We start from the raw sequence: 19232 nt of genomic DNA on the forward strand, positions 1-19232 counted from the left end.
TCGAAAGTGAGGTGGCGCAGAGGCTAGCCGAGGTCATCCAGTGCTCGGCGCATTGCCTTGCGCTGGAAAACCAGTTTCCAGCGGCGCCCACCCTGCTGATGCCATAGCAGGGCGAAGCGGATGCCGGCCATCAGGCAAGCGCGCACCCGCTCCGGCATCATACGGGTTTGCAGTAACGAGGGGTCGCCCTGCACCACGATGCGTGTTTTAAACGTCGAGATAGTCTCTTGGTAAGCTTCACCGAGGCTGGCGATGACGTTTTCGTGGGTCGTGCCAAAGTGCTCCGCTTGTCCTTGGATATGAGCGAGTTTCTGGCCTAGCAGGTCCATCATCTGGCGGTCGGTGCGCAGCTTGTTCATCAACAAAAGCAGCGAGAAACCGTAGCGAAGCACGACCGGGTTAGCTTGCTTGCGCCCCACCAGTGCTTCCAGCGTTTCTAGACCGCGGCGCAGATTATTGGGATGGCCGCCGTAAATCGCCTCGAAGCTTTCGGGATTCGTGTCGACCGTCGCGTTGATCAACGTTTCCCAGGCGCGGGTATCGACCTGCCCGGTACGTGCCAGCTCGTCGACCAGACTGGCGGCTTGGAATACGCCCGCCAGCGCAAGGGCCTGGCGGGCAGCGGGGGAGTCGGGCGCGCGGTGTATCGGGGTGGCGCTCATGCGGCGGCCTCCGCCATTTTCCAGGTGGCGCGGATGACGCCGCCGCCCAGACAGATATCGTTATCGTAAAGCACTAGCGACTGGCCGGGCGTGACCGCCCACTGTGGATCGTCGAACACGACCTCGACACTGCCGTCCGGCTGGGCAATGATCTCGCAGGGACAGTCACTTTGGCGGTAGCGCGTCTTGGCGGTAAAGCGGCCCCGCTGCACGGGAGGATGACCCGCGACCCAATCCATGGGCTCGGTGGCCAGCGCATCGGTGTACAGCAGCGGATGATACTTGCCCTGAACCACGATCAGTACGTTGCGATCGAGATCCTTAGCCGCCACGTACCAGGGCTCTTCGGAGTAGTTGGCCAAGCCGCCGATTCCCAGTCCCTGACGCTGGCCTAAGGTGTAATACATCAAGCCCATGTGCTGGCCGATCTCATCGCCTTCGGGGGTCTCGATGGTCCCGGGCTGGGCGGGCAGGTACTGTTGCAGAAAGTCGCGGAAACGACGTTCACCGATGAAGCAAATGCCGGTAGAGTCTTTCTTCTTGGCGGTGATCAGATCGTGCTGCTCCGCCAGCGCGCGCACCTCGGGTTTCTCCAGCTCGCCCACCGGGAACAGGGTGCGGGCGATGGCCGCTTCCGGCACGGCGTGCAGGAAGTAGCTTTGGTCTTTATTGCCATCCAGGCCTTTCAGCAGGCGCGGGTGGCCGTCGCGAATGCCTTGCCGCACATAGTGGCCGGTAGCGATTTTATCGGCACCTAGCATCTCGGCATACTCTAGAAAGACTTTGAACTTGATCTCGCGGTTGCAGAGGATGTCAGGGTTCGGCGTACGGCCCGCTTTGTACTCCGCTAAGAAGTGCTCGAAAACGTTGTCCCAGTATTCGGCGGCGAAGTTGGCAGTATGCAGTTTGATGCCCAGTTTAGCGCACACGGCTTCTGCATCCGCTAGGTCTTCTTTGGCCGTGCAGTATTCGGTGCCGTCGTCCTCGTCCCAGTTCTTCATAAACAAGCCTTCGACATCGTAACCCTGCTGGAGCAGAAGGAGTGCCGAAACGGAGGAGTCGACGCCGCCAGACATGCCGACGATCACCTTGCCGGTGGCCGCAGTGCGGATGTCCGCCGTGTCCTGGGTGGCTGAGCCATGGGTGGATGTCATGAGCATCCTCGATTGAAGTGGTGTGCAATTGGGGGCGATTATACACGATGGGGGCTCGATGCTTCGAGTGCTTCACTCCTTGATCACACCAAGCGGGTAAAGGCGGCCGCCCAGCGCATCGTCGATGCGTTGAAGAACCAGCGGGCTGCGCAACCGTCGGTCGCCGTCCAACATGGCAATCTCCTCTCGGGTCAGCCAGTGAGTCGCGACGATGGCCGGGTCGATAGCAGAGCTAACGTACTGGCTGGGCGTGGCAACGAAACCGTGACTATGGAAGGTCGTACCGGCAGGCGTATGAAAGACGTACAGCCCCAGATAGCCGGTCAAAGCGATCTGCCAAGCGGTCTCTTCCATGACTTCACGGTGAACGGCTGCCATCGGCCCTTCCCCGTGCTCGACGTGTCCGGCAGGCTGATTGAACAGCGTGTGTGGGCCACCTTTATTCTCTTCCACCATTAGAAAACGCCCCTGCTGCTCGATCACACAGGCAACGGTGCTGTGAATGATGGGGCGGGCAACGTCCGTTTGGACAACGCCGCTCATTTGCGTCTTCCTCTTGGTTTTGCACTGCTTTTCGAGCCGCGTTTGGCGCCCCTTTCAGCGTCCTTGTAGGTGTTGAGTGGTTTGTGTTGTCCGCTGCGCGGCTTGGTCGCTTGGGTCGTCCGTGGCGCGTGTAGCGTCTCTTTGCGCCACTGGCCGGGTGCGAGATCGCCCAGTTGCCAGGGGCCAATCGCGGCACGTATCAGGCGCAGAGTGGGAAAGCCAACGTGGGCGGTCATGCGGCGCACTTGGCGATTGCGCCCCTCGCTAATGGTGAGTTCCAACCAGCTGGTCACGGGATGGCGTTTGGGATCGATGGCCGGGGCGCGCTCAGCCACGTCAGGGGGCGACATACGCCGAGCTTTGGCGGGCAAAGTGGGCCCATCTTTCAAGGTAACGCCGGATACGAGTGCGCGAATGGCCTCGTCGGTAATGTGACCTTCGAGCTGCACCCAGTAGGTTTTTGGCTGTTTGTGACGGGGGTGGGCGATACGGTGGATCAGGTTGCCATCATCACTCAGCAAGAGCAGTCCTTCCGAGTCGTAATCGAGGCGTCCGGCCGCATAAACACCCGGCGCATCGAGCACGTCGGCCAGCGTAGAGCGGCCTTGGCTGTCGGTGAACTGGGAGAGCATGCGGTAGGGTTTGTGCAGTAGATATAGGGTGCTCATCGTCTCTCGAACTGTCTTGCAGACTGTAGGCAGAGGATTTGTCGACAATCGCTCATGCGGTTAAAGTGCAGCGCTGGTATAATCTGGCCCGGCTGTTGGAGTTTGAAAGGGCCGAAAGCAGAACGGTGCTTGCCGCGCCGTCGCCGTTACCGCAGTAACCACCGAGTGACCAGTAGTACCACCGACTGACTAAAGGGGCAGCGCATACAGGATGCTCCACACGCTTCGCGGCATGGCCAATCGTTGTAATGGGCCGCGTAGCTCAGGATTTTATAATCACAGCGACCGAAAAAGAGGTTAACGCAAAAATGTCTAAAACGCCGAAGATCATTTATACGCTCACCGATGAAGCTCCTGCGCTCGCTACCTACTCTCTGTTACCCATCATTGATGCTTTTACCGACTCTGCCGGTGTCGAAGTAGAGACCCGCGACATTTCGCTGGCTGCCCGTGTGCTGGCACAGTTTCCCGACATTCTGAACGACGAGCAGCGCGTCAGCGACGACTTGGCTGAGCTGGGTCAGCTGGCGAAGACGCCGGAAGCCAATATCATCAAGCTGCCTAACATCAGCGCCTCTGGCCCCCAGCTCAAAGCGACCATCAAAGAGTTACAGAGTCAGGGTTATCCGCTGCCGGCGTATCCGGAAGAGCCTAAGAACGATGAAGAGGCCTCCATCAAAGCGCGCTATGACAAAGCCAAAGGCAGTGCGGTAAACCCGGTGCTGCGTGAGGGTAATTCTGACCGTCGTGCGCCGAAATCGGTCAAGAACTACGCGCGTAAATACCCGCACCGTATGGGCGAGTGGAGCGCTGACTCCAAGTCTCATGTCGCGCACATGAGCGAAGGCGATTTCTACGGCAGCGAGCAGTCAGCGGTCATGGAAAAAGCGGGCACGCTGAAGATCGCGCTGCAGCAAGCCGATGGCACCCAGGTAGTGCTAAAAGAGGGGCTTGCGGTACAGGCGGGTGAAGTGATCGATGCGGCGTGCATGAGCAGCCGTCGTCTGCGTAGCTTCATCGACAGCCAGATCAACGATGCTAAAGAGAGCGGCGTGCTGTTTTCGCTGCACCTGAAAGCTACCATGATGAAGGTCTCCGACCCGATCATGTTCGGCATCGTAGTTGAAGAGTTCTACAAAGAGGTGCTGGAGAAGCACGCTGACGCACTGAAGAGCGCGGGCTTCAACGCCAACAGCGGTATCGGCGACCTGTACAGCGCCATCGAGAAGCTGCCCAGCGACCAGCAAGACGCCATCAAAGGCGATGTCGAGGCGCTGTATCAAACACGCCCGGCCATGGCGATGGTGAATTCCCACAAAGGCATCACCAACCTCCACGTGCCCAGCGACGTGATCATCGACGCCTCCATGCCGGCGATGATTCGTGATTCCGGCAAGATGTGGAATGCCAACGATGAGTTGCAGGATGCCAAAGCGGTCATCCCGGATCGTTGCTACGCCACCATCTATCAAGCCGTCATCGAAGACTGCAAGCAGAACGGTGCGTTCGATCCGACCACGATGGGTAGCGTTCCTAACGTGGGCCTCATGGCGCAGAAAGCCGAAGAGTACGGCTCCCATGATAAAACCTTCCAAATGCCCGCCGACGGTACCGTCGTGGTGACCGACGACTCGGGCGAAACGCTATTCAGCCACACGGTAGAAGCGGGCGACATTTGGCGGATGTGCCAAACCAAAGATGCGCCGATTCAAGACTGGGTGAAGCTGGCGGTCACTCGTGCCCGCGACAGCGGTGCTCCAGCGCTGTTCTGGCTCGACGCCAACCGTGCCCATGACGCCCAACTGATCAAGAAGGTCGAAACGTACCTGAAAGACCACGACACGTCCGGCCTGGATATCCGTATACTAGCGCCCGTCGACGCGATGAAACTCTCCCTGGAACGCATTCGCAAGGGTGAAGACACCATCTCCGTCACCGGTAACGTGCTGCGCGACTATCTCACCGACCTGTTCCCGATCATGGAGCTCGGCACTAGCGCCAAGATGCTTTCCATCGTGCCGCTGATGAACGGCGGTGGTCTGTTCGAAACCGGCGCTGGCGGCTCGGCACCGAAGCACGTTCAGCAGTTCCTGGAAGAGAACCATCTGCGCTGGGATTCGCTGGGTGAGTTCCTGGCGCTGGCAGCGTCGCTCGAACACCTAGGCAGCACCTTCGGTAATGCCCGCGCGACGCTGTTGGCAAAAGCGCTGGATGAAGCCAATGGCAAATTCCTCGACAGCAACAAGTCGCCATCGCGTAAAGTCGGCGAGCTGGATAACCGTGGCAGCCACTTTTACCTGGCCCTCTACTGGGCAGAAGCATTGGCAGCTCAGGATCAGGATGGCGATATGAAAACGCTGTTCGCCCGTTTGGCCGAAGCGCTCAAAGCCAACGAAGCCGCGATCGTTGACGAACTCAATAGCGTTCAAGGTCAGCCGGTCGATATTCAAGGCTACTTCCACCCGAACGGTGAACTGGCCAGCCAAGCCATGCGTCCAAGCAAGACGCTAAACGACGCCCTGGCAATGGTTGCCAAAGGCTAAATCGCCTGGTGACAGTCGCACCCTGTGTGCGGCTCGCCCCCTGCCTGCTTAGCAGGCAGGGGTTTTTTGTTTTGCCCAGTGTGATAATTTCGAGTTTTTCGTGAACCCTTGTTGATGGCGTGCGTCTTATACAGCAGATTATAGTGTGTACAACCGAGGCTGCTCTCAGCATCCTCCCTAGAACTGCTTGTCAGACACCGTCCGTCAGCCTAGAGATGATCCTTGCAGCTTATGCGTATTACAGAAAGCCCAATCGTGGTAGCGACGCTACAGGCAGGCATGACGCGTCCAGGCATGCCCGAGCACGATGATGACTTAGCGGTGCAGTCGGCCGAGCCCGCGCTGGCACAGCCGCCTTTATATAAAGTGGTGTTGCACAACGACGACTATACCCCCATGGAGTTTGTCGTCGAAGTGCTGCAGGGTTTTTTCAATATGGATAGCGAAAAAGCCGTACAGGTCATGCTGGCCGTACACACTCAGGGAAAAGCCACGTGCGGCATTTTTACCCGGGATATTGCTGAAACAAAGAGCTATCAAGTGAATGAGTACGCCCGTGAGTGCGAGCACCCATTAATGAGCGATATCGAAGCGGCCGATTGACCCCGTTGACGTAACCTGCGTTGAAAAAAAGTAGCGCAGGGGCTTGCAACCATGCCATTTGTACCCGATGTTGAAAGTGCCGGTCGATTAAACTGATCCGACGCAAGCCCTAGGTGGCGATATGCCCTAGGTAGTAGCGAAAAGGGGACTGCCATGCTGAGCAAAGAACTTGAACTGACCCTGAACACGGCCTTCACCGTGGCTCGCTCGAAGCGCCACGAGTTTATGACCGTCGAGCATCTGCTTCTGGCGCTGCTAGACAATGCTTCTGCGGTGGATGTGCTGAAGGCGTGCGGGGCAAACCTCGACAAGCTGCGGTCCGATCTGCAGGATTTCATCAATTCGACCACACCGCTGATCCCCGAGGGGCAGGGTGACCGTGAAACACAGCCAACGCTGGGCTTCCAACGCGTGCTTCAGCGTGCGGTATTCCATGTTCAATCGTCTGGCAAGAGTGAAGTAACAGGCGCTAACGTGCTAGTAGCGATCTTCTCTGAGCAAGAGAGTCAGGCAGTCTATTTCTTGAAGCAACAGAGCGTGGCACGGGTCGATGCAGTAAATTACATTGCTCACGGCATCTCGAAAGTGTCTGGTCATGGCCCTTCACCCTCTCCCTCTTCTCAAGAGAACGACGATGCAGAAGAGGGCAGTGCCGAAGGTGCCGCTCACCCGCTGACGGGCTATGCCACCAACCTGAACGAGCAGGCGCGCCAGGGTAAAATCGACCCGCTAATTGGTCGTGATCACGAGCTCGAGCGTGTCGTGCAAATCCTGGCCCGTCGTCGTAAGAACAACCCCCTGCTGGTGGGTGAGGCGGGCGTGGGCAAAACCGCCATTGCTGAAGGCCTGGCCAAACGCATCGTCGAAGAAGACGTGCCCGAAGTGATCGCCGATGCGGTGGTCTACTCATTGGACATGGGCGCACTATTGGCAGGCACCAAATACCGTGGCGATTTCGAAAAGCGCCTCAAGAGCTTGCTGAGCGAGCTGCGCAAACAGCCCAATGCCATCTTGTTCATCGATGAGATTCACACGGTCATTGGCGCGGGCGCTGCCTCGGGCGGCGTAATGGACGCCTCCAATCTGTTGAAACCGCTGCTCTCTTCAGGTGAGCTGCGCTGCATTGGTTCGACCACGTTCCAGGAGTTCCGCGGAATTTTCGAGAAAGACCGCGCCTTGGCACGCCGCTTCCAAAAGGTCGACGTGCTGGCACCGTCCGTTGAGGACACCATCAAGATTCTCAAAGGGCTGCGTTCGCGCTTCGAAGAGCACCACGAACTGAAATACACCGACGGTGCGTTGGAAAGTGCGGCCCGATTGGCGGATCGCTACATCAACGATCGATTCCTGCCCGATAAAGCGATCGACGTGATCGACGAAGCGGGTGCGCATCAGCGGATGCTACCCCCTGAGGTACGCGCTACGACGATCGACGTGGAGCAGGTGGAAGCCGTGGTGGCCTCCATTGCGCGCATTCCGCCGAAGAGCGTCTCGAGTTCGGATCGTAAACAGCTCGAGAAGTTGGACCGCGACCTGAAAATGTTGGTGTTTGGTCAAGACGAAGCGATCGATTCACTGTCGGCGGCCATCAAGCTCTCCCGTGCGGGCCTGAAATCTCCCGATAAGCCCGTGGGCAGTTTCCTGTTCGCAGGCCCGACTGGGGTCGGTAAAACGGAAGTAGCCAAGCAACTGGCGCATATCATGGGCATCGAGCTGGTGCGTTTCGATATGTCGGAGTACATGGAGCGTCACACCGTGTCGCGTTTGATCGGTGCGCCTCCAGGCTATGTGGGGTATGACCAGGGTGGGCTACTGACCGAGGCCGTCACCAAACAGCCGCACTGCGTGCTGCTTCTCGACGAAATCGAAAAAGCGCATCCAGAAGTCTTCAATCTGCTATTGCAGGTCATGGATCACGGTCGTTTGACGGACAACAACGGCCGCGAGGCAGACTTCCGCCATGTGATTTTGATCATGACCTCGAACGCTGGGGCGGAGCAGGCGTCGCGTCGCTCTATCGGTTTCCAGAGCCAGGATCACTCGACGGATGCGATGGAAGTGATTCGTCGGACCTTCTCGCCGGAATTCCGTAACCGCCTGGACGGCATCATTCAATTCCATGCGCTGCCCACGACGGTAGTGCGCAACGTGGTCGACAAGTTCCTGATCGAGCTTCAAGCGCAACTAGACGAGAAGCGCGTGCAGCTGGATGTAGACGACGTCGCCCGAGATTGGCTAGCAGAGAAAGGCTACGACCCGGATATGGGGGCAAGGCCGATGGCTCGCTTGATCCAAGAGAAGCTCAAGAAGCCACTCGCAGAGATGATTCTGTTTGGAGAGCTGGCCGAGCACGGTGGTATCGTACATGTTAGCCTGGAGGAGGGAGAGCTTCATCTTTCGACAGAGTCGGAAATGGCAGATGCGCCCTGAAAAGGGCGCTAAGATGACCGACAAGCAGTAATGCATATTCGCTAGCACGCACAGCGCCCTGTCTTCGACGGGGCGTTGTCGTTTCCAGGGAGCGGCGCCGTCGTTACGCGGTGCTACTAATAGCCGTGGGACGCGATCTGTGAGCAGACGTTGCTTGAGGGCACACTCAAGGCTTAGCGCGAGCGATAAACGATACGGCCTTTGGACAAGTCGTAGGGCGTTAGTTCTACCTTGACCTTGTCGCCAGTCAGAATGCGGATGTAGTTTTTACGCATTTTGCCAGAGATGTGAGCGGTCACGACATGGCCGTTTTCAAGCTCAACCCGGAACATGGTATTGGGAAGGGTGTCAACGATCACGCCTTCCATTTCAATATGATCTTCGCGTGCCATATAGGCAGATCCTCACTTTTAGATATCGTGGATAGTCGAATGAGTGTTTCCGACGGCGTTGGCACAGACCTGCACGCCTAAGAAACAGCGCTATATTGTGCCGTAAGCCTGCCGTCAAGGCAAAAAAGCTGCTCAGATTAGCGAATTAAGGGGCGCCAGTGGCGACCATCGAGCAGCTCGATAGGCGAAAACGCCTGCTTGTATCGCATTTTTCGGCACTCCTCGATCCAGTAGCCAAGGTAAAGGTGGGGAAGCCGTTTCTCTTGGCAAAGCTCGATTAGCTTTAAAATGGCAAACGTGCCCAAGGATCGTTTCTCTAACGCATCATCCACTTTGAAAAACGTATAGATGGCCGATAGTCCATGTTCGAGCTGGTCGAACGCTGCCACGGCCACCAGTTCGTCGTCGAGATACATTTCCAGCAAATGGGCGTAAGGTTCTTCCAGCGTCAAAAAGGTGCGATATTGGTCGCGGCTGGGTGGGAACATATCGCCGTCAGCGTGTCGCTGTCGAATGTAGTCAGCGTAGAGCGCGTAGTGCGAAGCATCGAAGCGCGCTGGGATGACACGCGTTTCGATATCGGCATTGCGCCGCCAGACTTTTCGCTGGGTGCGGTTGGCGCTAAAGTGATCCACCGGAATCCGCACCGATCGACAAGCGTTGCATCCCTCGCAGTGGGGGCGGTATAAGTGGCGCCCGCTGCGTCGGAAACCCAGCAGCGACAGTGAGTCGTACACCCCTGGCACGGGTGACTCCTGGGGGTCAAGAAACAGCGTAGTAGCCTCTTTGCCTGGCAAGTAGCTGCAGGCATGAGGAACGGTTAGGAAGAAGCGCAAATCCCGCACGGGTCGGCGAGGAGCGTTACTACTCACGGCTTGCCTCCTTGATCATGAACGGCGGTCACTGTGCTGTTGCGTTTGAAGCAATGGCTGCAAGCCACGGAGATTCTGGCACCTGGGGCGCTTGAGTCTCAGTGCTGGATAAGCAAAACGCCTTTTCTGGCAGCCACTTCTCAAGATAGTTGATGAACGTTCGCCGGGCGACCGTTGTTGCGCCGAGGCTGGCCAGATGCGGTGTATGCACCTGGCAGTCGATGAGCTTGCCGCCGTAAGTGTGCATGGCGCTTGCCAAGTGGGCGAGGGCAATTTTAGAGGCGTCTGGCTGGCGTGAAAACATCGACTCGCCGAAAAATACCGGCCCCATCGCCAAGCCATAGAGTCCGCCTACCAGCTGGCCCCCATGGTGGACCTCGACACTGTGGGCAATGCCCAATGCATGCAGCCTCTGGTAAGCGTCGCGCATGGAAGGATTGATCCAGGTGCCCAGCTCGTCTTTACGTGGCGCAGCGCACGCTTCGATTACCTGGGCAAAGTGTTGATTCAGCGTCACGCTAAAGCCACCATGTCGCAGCCGTTTAGCAAGGCTGCGGCGTCGTTTAAACTGTTCAGGCAGCAGTATCATGCGTGGATCTGGGCTCCACCATAAAATGGGGTCATCGTCGCTATACCAAGGAAATATCCCTTTTCGGTAAGCGTCTACCAGCCAGGCTGGTGTAAGCTCTCCACCGGCAGCCAACAGGCCGTTAGGGTTCTCCAACGCCTGTTCGGTAGAAGGAAAAGTGGGGTGTGGCGATGAGAGCCAAGGTAGCATCGCTTGCTCCTGTTGCTAGTGGCGTCCGTCGAAGCGCTGTGACGGCGGAAGGATGCTCGGTATGATGCAAACTCGCAAGTGGATTAAAGACACCGTGTGGTGTAAAGGGAGAATCGCTTGAAAGTAAATAAGGCGGTAGACAAGCGAACGCAGCGGCAGTCGCGTCAGTCACCATCGAGTTCTCAATCATCGGCGCGGGTCAATGCCGCGAAGGATAAGGCGCGCCGCGTTGGTCTGCGCTTGCAAGGCTCTGCCCGTGAAGGGGTGGTGGTCGTCATGCTGGCGCTCTGCGTCTTCTTGCTGTTGGCCCTGTTTAGTTACCATCCTGCCGACCCAGGCTGGTCGTACCAAGGCCCCGAAACCGAGGTTCGCAACTGGATGGGGCCCGTGGGTGCTTGGCTGGCCGATGTGCTCTATTCACTGCTGGGTGCAAGTGCCCTATGGTGGCCGGGTATGTTTGGTTACGCCGCCTGGTGGCTGATGCGCTCTCGCCAGGTACGCTTCGAGCTAGACCCAGTGGCCATCGCCGTACGTGCGGGCGGGCTAGTGCTGCTGATGTTCGGCACGACCATGTTGGGGGCACTGCACTTTTACCATCCCGATAGCATTTTGCCCTATGCCTCTGGCGGTATATTGGGAGAGGGGCTGGTGGGCACCTTAAAACCGCTCGTCAGTAGTGGCGGAGTAGGGTTGATCGCTGCAGCGCTCATTCTCATTGGTTTCCCGCTGTTTAGCGGTATGTCTTGGCTGCAAGTGGCCGATGAAGTCGGTCGTAAACTTTGTCGTATCGGCGGTTGGTTTGGCGAGCGCCGTGCCAAGCGGCGTGAAAAGCGTGCCGAACGGGCCGCGGTGCGCGCAGCGGCCAAGGCAGCGTCCAAGAAAGTGAAGCAGCGCTCCTGGGCTGAGCCGAGTGACACGAGTACCGATCCCGTCGATGACGAAGTGGCGACGACTACGCCTCGGGCCAGTGAAGCAATTGAGCCTCCCGTGCGTCCTACCGTCAGTGAGCGCTCACCTGTCGGTCGTCGCGAGCGCCGTGAGCCGAGCTTCTCGGCACCCGCAGAGGATGAGGCGTCGTCGGTCACCGATACGTCGATTCCCTGGGAAGCGGCCGCTGTGCTGAGCGAGCGTCATGCACCGGCCCCTCCCGCGGCTGCCGCATCTCAAGACCCCGAGTTGGAGACATCGCCTTCTCCGAAGATGACGCCAGAGAAAGACGCGCCTGAAGAGCCGATCATGCCGCTCTCCGCGCACGCTCCGGAGGACGTCCAAGAGCCTGCTCCGGAGCCAGAACCTGAGCCGACACCCTCTATTACCGATACAGAGGTACCGCTCGAAGCGCTTGAGACATCCTCGCCAAACGCGCATGCGTTTGCGACCAAGCCCGTGGATGAGCCAGAGCCTGCCGTGCGTCAGGAAGATAGTGAGTACTCACCTTTGAGCGCTGGCGAAGAGCAAACGAGCGAGGACGTTGCCCCGACCGTGCCGCTACGCGCGTTACGCAATGAGCCAGAAGAGACCTCGGAATCCATTGCGCCCGTTGAGCTGGCTCGCCGTTCAGAGCCAGCACCAGAACCAGAGGCAGCACCCGCCCCCGCTCCTACGACGCTGCGCAGTGACGAAAGCGATCCCGCTTATCGGCCTACGCCCATGTCTGCGGAGTCGCGCCGTGAGCGCGTACCCGAGGTGGTGCCCGAGCCGGTGTGGGGTGACGATGATGATGAGCAACCGATCAAGCCCGCCATCCAGGCGCCAGCCAGTGCGCGCCATGAACCTACGTTCTCGACCGAGTCGGTCGAAGAAGAGTCAGACAATGGGCCAACGCTCTGGACCGTCGAGCATCTTCAGAGCCAGCGTCCGACGTTTGAAACGCTTCCAGAGCCCGAGGGCGAGGTGCCCAGCCTGCAGCTGCTAACACCGCCGGAGCCGCATCAGCCGAACTACACGGATGAGCAGCTGGCCGATATGGCGGAACTCCTGGAAGTCAGGTTACGTGAATACGGTGTAAAAGCTGAAGTGGTCGATACGTGGCCGGGGCCGGTCATTACACGTTTCGAGATCAAGCCTGCTGCCGGGGTGAAGGTTTCCAAAATCAGCAACCTGGCCAAAGACCTTGCTCGTTCGCTGATGGTCAAGAGCGTGCGTGTGGTCGAGGTCATCCCTGGTCGGCCCACGGTGGGTATCGAAATTCCCAACCCGCATCGCGCAATGATTCGTTTGCGTGAAGTGATCGATTCGGACCGCTACCAGCAGGAGAATTCACCGCTGACGATGGCGCTTGGCCAAGATATTGGCGGTGGTCCGGTAGTGGCGAATTTGGGCAAAATGCCCCACCTGTTGGTGGCCGGTACGACCGGTTCGGGTAAGTCGGTGGGGGTCAACGCCATGCTGATCTCCATGCTGCTCAAGGCTACACCCGATGAACTCAAGCTGATCATGGTCGATCCCAAGATGCTGGAACTGTCGGTGTATGACGGCATACCGCATTTGCTGGCGCCTGTCGTCACCGATATGAAGGAAGCGGCCAATAGCTTGCGTTGGTGTGTGGCTGAAATGGAGCGCCGTTACAAGCTGATGGCCGCCATGGGCGTGCGTAACATCGCCGGGTTTAACGCGCGCCTCGATGAAGCCGAACGTGCCGGTGCCCAGGTGGCCGACCCGCTATGGGAGCCCCAGCCCTGGGAAATGCATCAAACGCCTCCAGTGCTGGAAAAGCTGCCCTATATCGTAGTGGTCATCGATGAGTTTGCCGATATGTTCATGATCGTCGGCAAAAAGGTCGAAGAGCTGATCGCGCGGCTGGCGCAGAAAGCGCGGGCTGCCGGTATCCATCTGATTCTGGCTACTCAGCGCCCGTCGGTGGATGTGGTGACCGGCCTGATCAAGGCGAACATTCCGTCACGGATGGCGTTCCAGGTCTCCTCGCGGATCGATTCGCGCACCATTCTCGACCAGGGCGGTGCCGAAAGCCTGTTGGGTCATGGCGATATGCTCTACTTGCCCGCGGGCTCCGGTCCACCGAATCGTGTCCATGGTGCCTTCGTGGACGACGATGAAGTCCACCGGGTGGTCGATGACTGGAAGCGTCGAGGCGAGCCGGAGTACATCGAAGAGATTCTTTCCGGCGGCGTATCTGCCGATGCGCTAACCGGGCTAGAAGCGGAAGGCGTCGATGGCGATGATGCCGAACAGGACGCGCTCTATGACGAAGCGGTGCAGTTCGTTACTGAAACGCGAAAAGCGTCGATTTCTGCCGTACAGCGGCGCTTCAAGATCGGTTATAACCGGGCCGCACGTCTGGTCGAGGCCATGGAAGGGGCCGGGGTGGTCTCCTCCATGGGTACCAACGGTGCCCGCGAGGTGCTGGCGCCGCCGCCGGTGGGCCATTAACACGTCAACCATGCAATAAGCGTGAAAGTCGCGCCGCCGGTGAAACCCTGCGGCGCGTTTCGCGTCTGAGGGGCATAGGGAGCTTTTTACGCTCTTTGCCTCGTCCGCTATTCGGCAATGAATGCCTAGGGAGAAAGAACATGCGCGAACCCTCTAACCGCCGTTCACCGGCATTGGCACTGGCCGCCAGTGCGCTGGGATTGACTTTTGCTGCCCCTATGACTGCCTGGGCCAATGAGGCGGCAGAGCGGCTCACCGAGCGCTTGGATCCGTTGGAAAACTACCACGCCACCTTCGAGCAGCAGATTCTCGATGGCAGCGGTGATCGTTTGCAGAGCGCACGTGGGGAAATGTGGCTGTCGCGGCCCGGCATGCTGCGCTGGGAAGTCGAGGCGCCTTATTCGCAAACCGTGGTCTCCGATGGTGAGGAGGTGTATCTCTACGACCCTGACCTGGAGCAGGTCACGGTACAGGCGATGGATGACCGTGTGACCCATACGCCCGCGCTGTTGTTATCAGGCAGCGCCGATGAATTGACGGCAAGTTACGATGTGTTCTACGAGCAGCAGGATGGCGACGATGTCTTTACCTTGATGCCGACGCTGGCCGATACGCTGTTCGAGGAGCTCAGCATGGTCTTCGACGGCGATACTCTCACCGAGCTCTGGATGATGGACAGTACCGGTCAGCGCACTGCCATCACCTTTAGCGGCATCACTCGCAATGGCACTATCGACCGCGATCTGTTCGATTTCCAGATCCCCGAAGGTACGGACGTGATTCGCGAAGAGATGTAGAGGGTGAATCAGTAGATTACGATCGGGCGCTCTAAGGCGCCCGATCTGCTTCTTGGTCGCGCTCTTCCCGCCACGCCATGATTTCCCCGAACCGTTTCTCCTGGCCAAACGGGCTCGGCTCATAGAAGCGTGTTTTGGGCACGTCTTCTGGCCAGCAGTCGTGGTCGCTGCCTGCTGGATATCCGTTTGGCTCGTTGTGAGCGTAGCGATAGCCTTCACCATGGCCGAGCTGCTCCATGAGCTTGGTTGGTGCGTTACGTAGGTAAGTGGGCACTTCCACCTGAGGCTGCTGCTGAACGAACTGCTGGGCGCTCTTCCAGGCGCGGTCTATACGGTTACTTTTTGGAGCGACAGCCAAATGGATCGCGGCATGAGCAATCGCGCGCTGGCCCTCGTAATCGCCCAATCGCAAATAGGCATCCCAGGCAGCAATCACTAGCGGTAGCGCGCGAGGGTCGGCATTGCCGACGTCCTCCGAAGCGATGGCGGTCAAACGTCTTACTATATCCAGCGGGTCGCCGCCGCCTTGGATGAAGCGCGCCATGTAGAGGAGCGCGGCATCGGGACGAGAGGAGCGAATCGATTTGTGAATCGCCGAAAGCAGGTCGTAATACGCATCGCCCTGTTTATCGAACGCGCTGGTGTGATGACCCACCACGTCCGCCAGTACTGCCTGACGTAACACCTCACGACCACTCTGTTGTTCTGTGAAATCGCAGGCGGTTTCCAGTAGCCCCAAGGCTCGCCGAGCATCGCCGGCACTGGCGTGAGCCAACGCGTCCAATACACCGGTCTCTACCTCGATGGCACGCTTGCCAAGTCCCCGCTCGGTATCGGCAAGCGCTTGCTCCATGACCTCGACCAGCTCTTGCTGGGTCAATGACTTCAGGACATACACGCGTGCTCGGGAGAGCAGGGCCGAGTTGACTTCGAAAGAGGGGTTTTCGGTGGTAGCGCCGATCAGCGTCAAAAGACCAGACTCCACGTGGGGCAGCAGCGCATCCTGCTGGCTCTTGTTCAGGCGGTGGATCTCATCTAGAAAGAGAAGCGTTGGCGCGGTGCGCTGGCGAGCGCGCTCTACGACCGTTCGTATCTCTTTGACGCCAGCCATCACTGCACTCAGGTGCTCGAGCTGCGCGTTGGATGCACGTGCTAGGAGCTCAGCAAGCGTGGTCTTACCAACGCCGGGTGGTCCCCATAAAATCATCGAGCGCACCACGCCTGATTCGGCCATGCGACGTAGAGGTTTGTCAGGCCCGACGAGTGCTTGTTGACCGATATAGTCGTCCAGGGTCAACGGGCGCATACGATAGGCCAGCGGCGCGTCGTCACCCGGGGTTGCGTCAAAAAGATCCATATAAACTTCCGTTGTAAATCGAGACGTTGAACAACCAACGCTTAACAAGTGTCTGTGGTAAAAGAGGTTACGTCAGACTACCTTTTGGCATGACCGTAAAGAAGCGCCCATGTTATTGAATATCGCGGAGGCGCAGGACAAGGATTAACGCTAGTGTAGTAGAACCCAGCTCATGATCGCGTGCTGACTGCAGTAGAAAGCAGCCAGCATGACACTCACTAAGGAGACGGCACGATGTTAAACCAACTGCGTCTAGATCATGCCAACATGGCGCGAATGCTCCATGTGCTGCAGCTCAAGCAAAAAACCTTGGCTAGCGGAGAACGGCCTGACTTTCAGCTGATGCGCGAAGTGGTGGACTATATCCTGTCTTACATGGAGGGGTTCGCAACGCCGTTAGAGCGTATTTGTGTCGAGCGGTTGCAGGTGCAGGCCCCTGAACACTTGCCACTCATGGAGCAAATGGCCAGCGATTATCGTGAGCTCAAGCCTCGCTTGATGCGCCTTTCCCATGATATTGACATGATCCTCATGGACAACATCCTGCCAATGGATCGCTTCGCCGACGACCTCAAAGCGTACTTGGAGGCGCATCGCGGCTATCTGCGTCATGAACGTGAGGGGCTTTTCCCGTTGATTGACAAACATTTCACCCCAGATGATCTGGAGGAGCTGCGCCAAGCCCTGCCCGAAGAGGCGGAAAAAGAGCTAGAGCGACTTCAGCTTGCCTATCCAGAGTTATACGCCGAGCTGCGCGGCGCCGACGTACCTGCTCTGTAATCTCAGCATGTGACACCTTCAGTGCCGAACGGGGCGTGTTAAACTAGCGCCCCGTTTTTATGGGCGGCTGAAACGTCACGCTAACGCGTGATAACAAACGTCACCGGCGTTGATCAACGCGGTACTTCAATAGAGCGGATGGGCAGGTGAGGGGTAATGGCAGGGCCAATACTGATTTTCGATTCTGGCGTGGGCGGGCTTTCCGTCGCCCATGCGCTGCGTCAACACTACCCTTCGGCGGCTCTCTGTTACGCTTGCGATAACGCTTGGTTACCCTACGGACTGCGCGACGACGCAACGCTTGCTGCGCGTATCGTGACGGTGTGCCAAGCGGCGGTGCGCGCCTGTCAGGCTAGCGTGCTGGTCGTGGCGTGTAACACCGCGAGCACCCTGGCACTTGAGAAGCTGCGTCAAGCGCTTTCGATACCGGTCGTGGGCACCGTGCCAGCGATCAAGTCGGCGGCCAAGCTGAGTGCCACGCGTCATATTGGTTTGTTGGCGACGGCGGCCACGGTGAATCGTCCCTACACGCAAGGATTGATCGACAGCTTTGCCAGCGACTGTGTGGTTACCCGGGTCGCTGCGGGTGATTTGGTGACCGCGGCCGAGGCCTGGCTGGGGGGAGCGCCCTTTGACGTTGAACGCATGCGTCAGGTGCTGGCACCGCTATGGCAAGCCACCCAGACCCAACCGGCGTTAGATACCGTGGTGTTAGGCTGCACCCATTTTCCGCTTTTGCAGCCACAGCTAGCATCGCTGGCACCGGTGCCTATCACTTGGGTCGATTCTGGCGATGCCATTGCGCGACGGGTCGGCCAGGTTGCCACCGCGCTCATTAGCCACACCGTCGATGACCGCTGCTTTACGACTGCCCCTGCGATCGCATTGACCGACGGCTTTGCCCGTTACGGTTTTCAGCCAGCGCAACCGCTCGAATTGCCCAACGCCCGCTAGGCTGCCAACGAGCAGCGCATCTTCCAAGACGTTCACCATGAGTAGAGAGGAGCCACCTTGGCGATCCCGACTGTAGACCCAGCACGTTACGATGAGCAGCTGGCCGATAAGCAAGCCTACGTGGCCACCACCTTCGCCGCGTTCGATACGCCTGAACTGGAGGTGTATCCCTCGCCGCCGAGTCACTATCGTCAACGCTGCGAGTTTCGTATCTGGCATGAAGCGGACGATCTGTTCTATGCCATGTTCGAGGTCGACCCAGAGAATCCTAAAAACAAACGGGTGGTACGCCTCGACCAGTTTCCTGTGGCCAGTGCCCAGATCAACGCGTTGATGCCCCAACTGCGAGAGGCGTTTTTAGCTAGCGATGAGCTGCGCCGTCGACTGTTTCAGGTGGAGTTTCTGACCACACTCTCTGGTCAAGCGCTGGTAACGCTGATCTATCACCGCCCGCTGGGTGATGCCTGGGAAGCGGAGGCCCGTGCGCTAGAGCGCGCGCTGGGTATCATGATTATTGGTCGTTCTCGCAAGCAGCGCTTAGTGCTCACCCAGGACCATGTATGGGAGAAGCTCACGGTAGATGGCCGCACGCTGCATTATCAGCAGGTGGAAAACAGTTTTACCCAGCCCAACGCGTATATCTGTCAAACCATGCTGAGCTGGGCCAAAGAGGTCACACAAGGTCGTCAGGACGAGGATTTGGTGGAGCTCTACTGCGGCAACGGTAACTTTACGATTGCCCTGGCCGACAATTTCCGCCGCGTACTGGCCACTGAAATTTCGCGCACCTCGGTAGCCAGCGCCAACGTCAATCTCGATGCCAACGGTGTGACCAATGCTCACGTAGCGCGTATGTCGGCGGAAGAGTTTTCGTTGGCCCTAAAGGGCGAGAAGGCGGGCCGCCGCGTGGCCGACATGGCCCTCGACGAGTACAACTTCACGACCGTGCTGGTCGACCCACCTCGGGCGGGACTTGATGAGCAGAGCTGCCATCAAGTCAGCGAATACGCTCAAATCGTCTATATTTCATGCAACCCGGTCACACTGGCCGAAAATTTAGCGCTGCTGACCAAGACCCATGACATCGAGCGATTCGCCCTATTTGACCAGTTTCCGTTTACCCACCACTGTGAATGTGGCGTGCTGCTGACCCGTCGTCAGCCTTGAGCGCACTCACACGAGACGCGTGGAACTTGTCAATAGTGCTTATGATGCACAAGCGGCATACACCATGAATAACCTGTCAGATGGTTAGGGTGGCGATGATGGGTAGCGTAAGCTAATGGGTAGTGTGGCCTAAAGGCCTATT

16 protein-coding genes are annotated in these 19232 nt (G+C 58.3%); 8 read left to right on the forward strand and 8 right to left on the reverse strand.

Annotation, left to right across the window (positions count from 1 at the left end; genetic code table 11):
* Positions 1-23: 23 nt before the first annotated feature.
* The 4 genes from hflD to GYM47_RS05340 all read right to left on the reverse strand — a co-directional run bounded on the left by hflD (position 24) and on the right by GYM47_RS05340 (position 3027).
* Positions 24-662, reverse strand: coding sequence for a high frequency lysogenization protein HflD (gene hflD, locus GYM47_RS05325; RefSeq protein ID WP_153842326.1), 639 nt, complete (start codon positions 660-662; stop codon positions 24-26).
* Positions 659-1816 carry a tRNA 2-thiouridine(34) synthase MnmA gene (mnmA, locus tag GYM47_RS05330; protein ID WP_153842327.1) on the reverse strand — a complete coding sequence of 386 codons (1158 nt, stop codon included), beginning with the start codon at positions 1814-1816 and terminating at the stop codon, positions 659-661. The genes hflD and mnmA overlap by 4 nt, the downstream gene beginning before the upstream one ends.
* A 72-nt stretch (positions 1817-1888) precedes the next feature.
* Positions 1889-2359, reverse strand: coding sequence for an NUDIX domain-containing protein (locus GYM47_RS05335; protein WP_153842328.1), 471 nt, complete (start codon positions 2357-2359; stop codon positions 1889-1891).
* Positions 2356-3027: a pseudouridine synthase gene (locus GYM47_RS05340; protein ID WP_153842329.1), complete on the reverse strand. Its 672-nt coding sequence runs from the start codon at positions 3025-3027 to the stop codon at positions 2356-2358. The genes GYM47_RS05335 and GYM47_RS05340 overlap by 4 nt, the downstream gene beginning before the upstream one ends.
* Before the next feature lie 308 nt (positions 3028-3335).
* Here GYM47_RS05340 and GYM47_RS05345 point away from each other — a divergent pair, with 308 nt between their 5' ends.
* From GYM47_RS05345 to clpA, 3 genes are all read left to right on the forward strand, one after another.
* Positions 3336-5570: an NADP-dependent isocitrate dehydrogenase gene (locus GYM47_RS05345; protein WP_139525472.1), complete on the forward strand. Its 2235-nt coding sequence runs from the start codon at positions 3336-3338 to the stop codon at positions 5568-5570.
* Between the two features lie 294 nt (positions 5571-5864).
* Positions 5865-6173, forward strand: coding sequence for an ATP-dependent Clp protease adapter ClpS (clpS, locus tag GYM47_RS05350; protein ID WP_044627932.1), 309 nt, complete (start codon positions 5865-5867; stop codon positions 6171-6173).
* 153 nt (positions 6174-6326) lie between these two features.
* Positions 6327-8603: an ATP-dependent Clp protease ATP-binding subunit ClpA gene (clpA, locus tag GYM47_RS05355; protein WP_139525473.1), complete on the forward strand. Its 2277-nt coding sequence runs from the start codon at positions 6327-6329 to the stop codon at positions 8601-8603.
* A gap of 173 nt (positions 8604-8776) precedes the next feature.
* On the opposite strand, the gene infA is transcribed toward clpA, so the two are convergent.
* The 3 genes from infA to aat form a co-directional block, all read right to left on the reverse strand.
* On the reverse strand, positions 8777-8995 hold the full coding sequence (infA, locus tag GYM47_RS05360) for a translation initiation factor IF-1 (protein ID WP_007111068.1): 219 nt from the start codon (positions 8993-8995) through the stop codon (positions 8777-8779).
* Positions 8996-9132: 137 nt separating this feature from the next.
* Positions 9133-9867: an arginyltransferase gene (locus tag GYM47_RS05365; protein WP_139525474.1), complete on the reverse strand. Its 735-nt coding sequence runs from the start codon at positions 9865-9867 to the stop codon at positions 9133-9135.
* Positions 9868-9895: 28 nt separating this feature from the next.
* Positions 9896-10645, reverse strand: coding sequence for a leucyl/phenylalanyl-tRNA--protein transferase (gene aat / locus GYM47_RS05370; protein ID WP_153842330.1), 750 nt, complete (start codon positions 10643-10645; stop codon positions 9896-9898).
* 117 nt (positions 10646-10762) lie between these two features.
* Between aat and GYM47_RS05375 the strand changes: the two genes are divergently transcribed.
* The gene (locus tag GYM47_RS05375; protein WP_153842331.1) at positions 10763-14035 is read left to right on the forward strand and encodes a DNA translocase FtsK; all 3273 of its coding nucleotides are present in this window, start codon (positions 10763-10765) and stop codon (positions 14033-14035) included.
* Between the two features lie 140 nt (positions 14036-14175).
* Positions 14176-14832: an outer membrane lipoprotein periplasmic chaperone LolA gene (lolA, locus tag GYM47_RS05380; protein WP_139525477.1), complete on the forward strand. Its 657-nt coding sequence runs from the start codon at positions 14176-14178 to the stop codon at positions 14830-14832.
* 31 nt (positions 14833-14863) lie between these two features.
* Here the strand turns inward: lolA and GYM47_RS05385 are convergent, their stop codons facing one another.
* On the reverse strand, positions 14864-16189 hold the full coding sequence (locus tag GYM47_RS05385; protein WP_153842332.1) for a replication-associated recombination protein A: 1326 nt from the start codon (positions 16187-16189) through the stop codon (positions 14864-14866).
* A 234-nt stretch (positions 16190-16423) separates the two neighbouring features.
* Here GYM47_RS05385 and GYM47_RS05390 point away from each other — a divergent pair, with 234 nt between their 5' ends.
* The 3 genes from GYM47_RS05390 to trmA all read left to right on the forward strand — a co-directional run bounded on the left by GYM47_RS05390 (position 16424) and on the right by trmA (position 19090).
* On the forward strand, positions 16424-16969 hold the full coding sequence (locus tag GYM47_RS05390) for a hemerythrin domain-containing protein (RefSeq protein WP_139525479.1): 546 nt from the start codon (positions 16424-16426) through the stop codon (positions 16967-16969).
* Between the two features lie 156 nt (positions 16970-17125).
* A complete protein-coding gene (gene murI / locus GYM47_RS05395) occupies positions 17126-17923 on the forward strand; it encodes a glutamate racemase (protein WP_153842333.1) in 798 nt (265 codons plus the stop codon).
* A gap of 57 nt (positions 17924-17980) precedes the next feature.
* Complete coding sequence (gene trmA, locus GYM47_RS05400) at positions 17981-19090, forward strand: tRNA (uridine(54)-C5)-methyltransferase TrmA (RefSeq protein WP_153842334.1); 1110 nt, start codon at positions 17981-17983, stop codon at positions 19088-19090.
* The last annotated feature ends 142 nt before the right edge of the window (positions 19091-19232 follow it).

It is taken from the genome of Vreelandella piezotolerans, from assembly GCF_012427705.1.
Classification (GTDB): domain Bacteria; phylum Pseudomonadota; class Gammaproteobacteria; order Pseudomonadales; family Halomonadaceae; genus Vreelandella; species Vreelandella piezotolerans.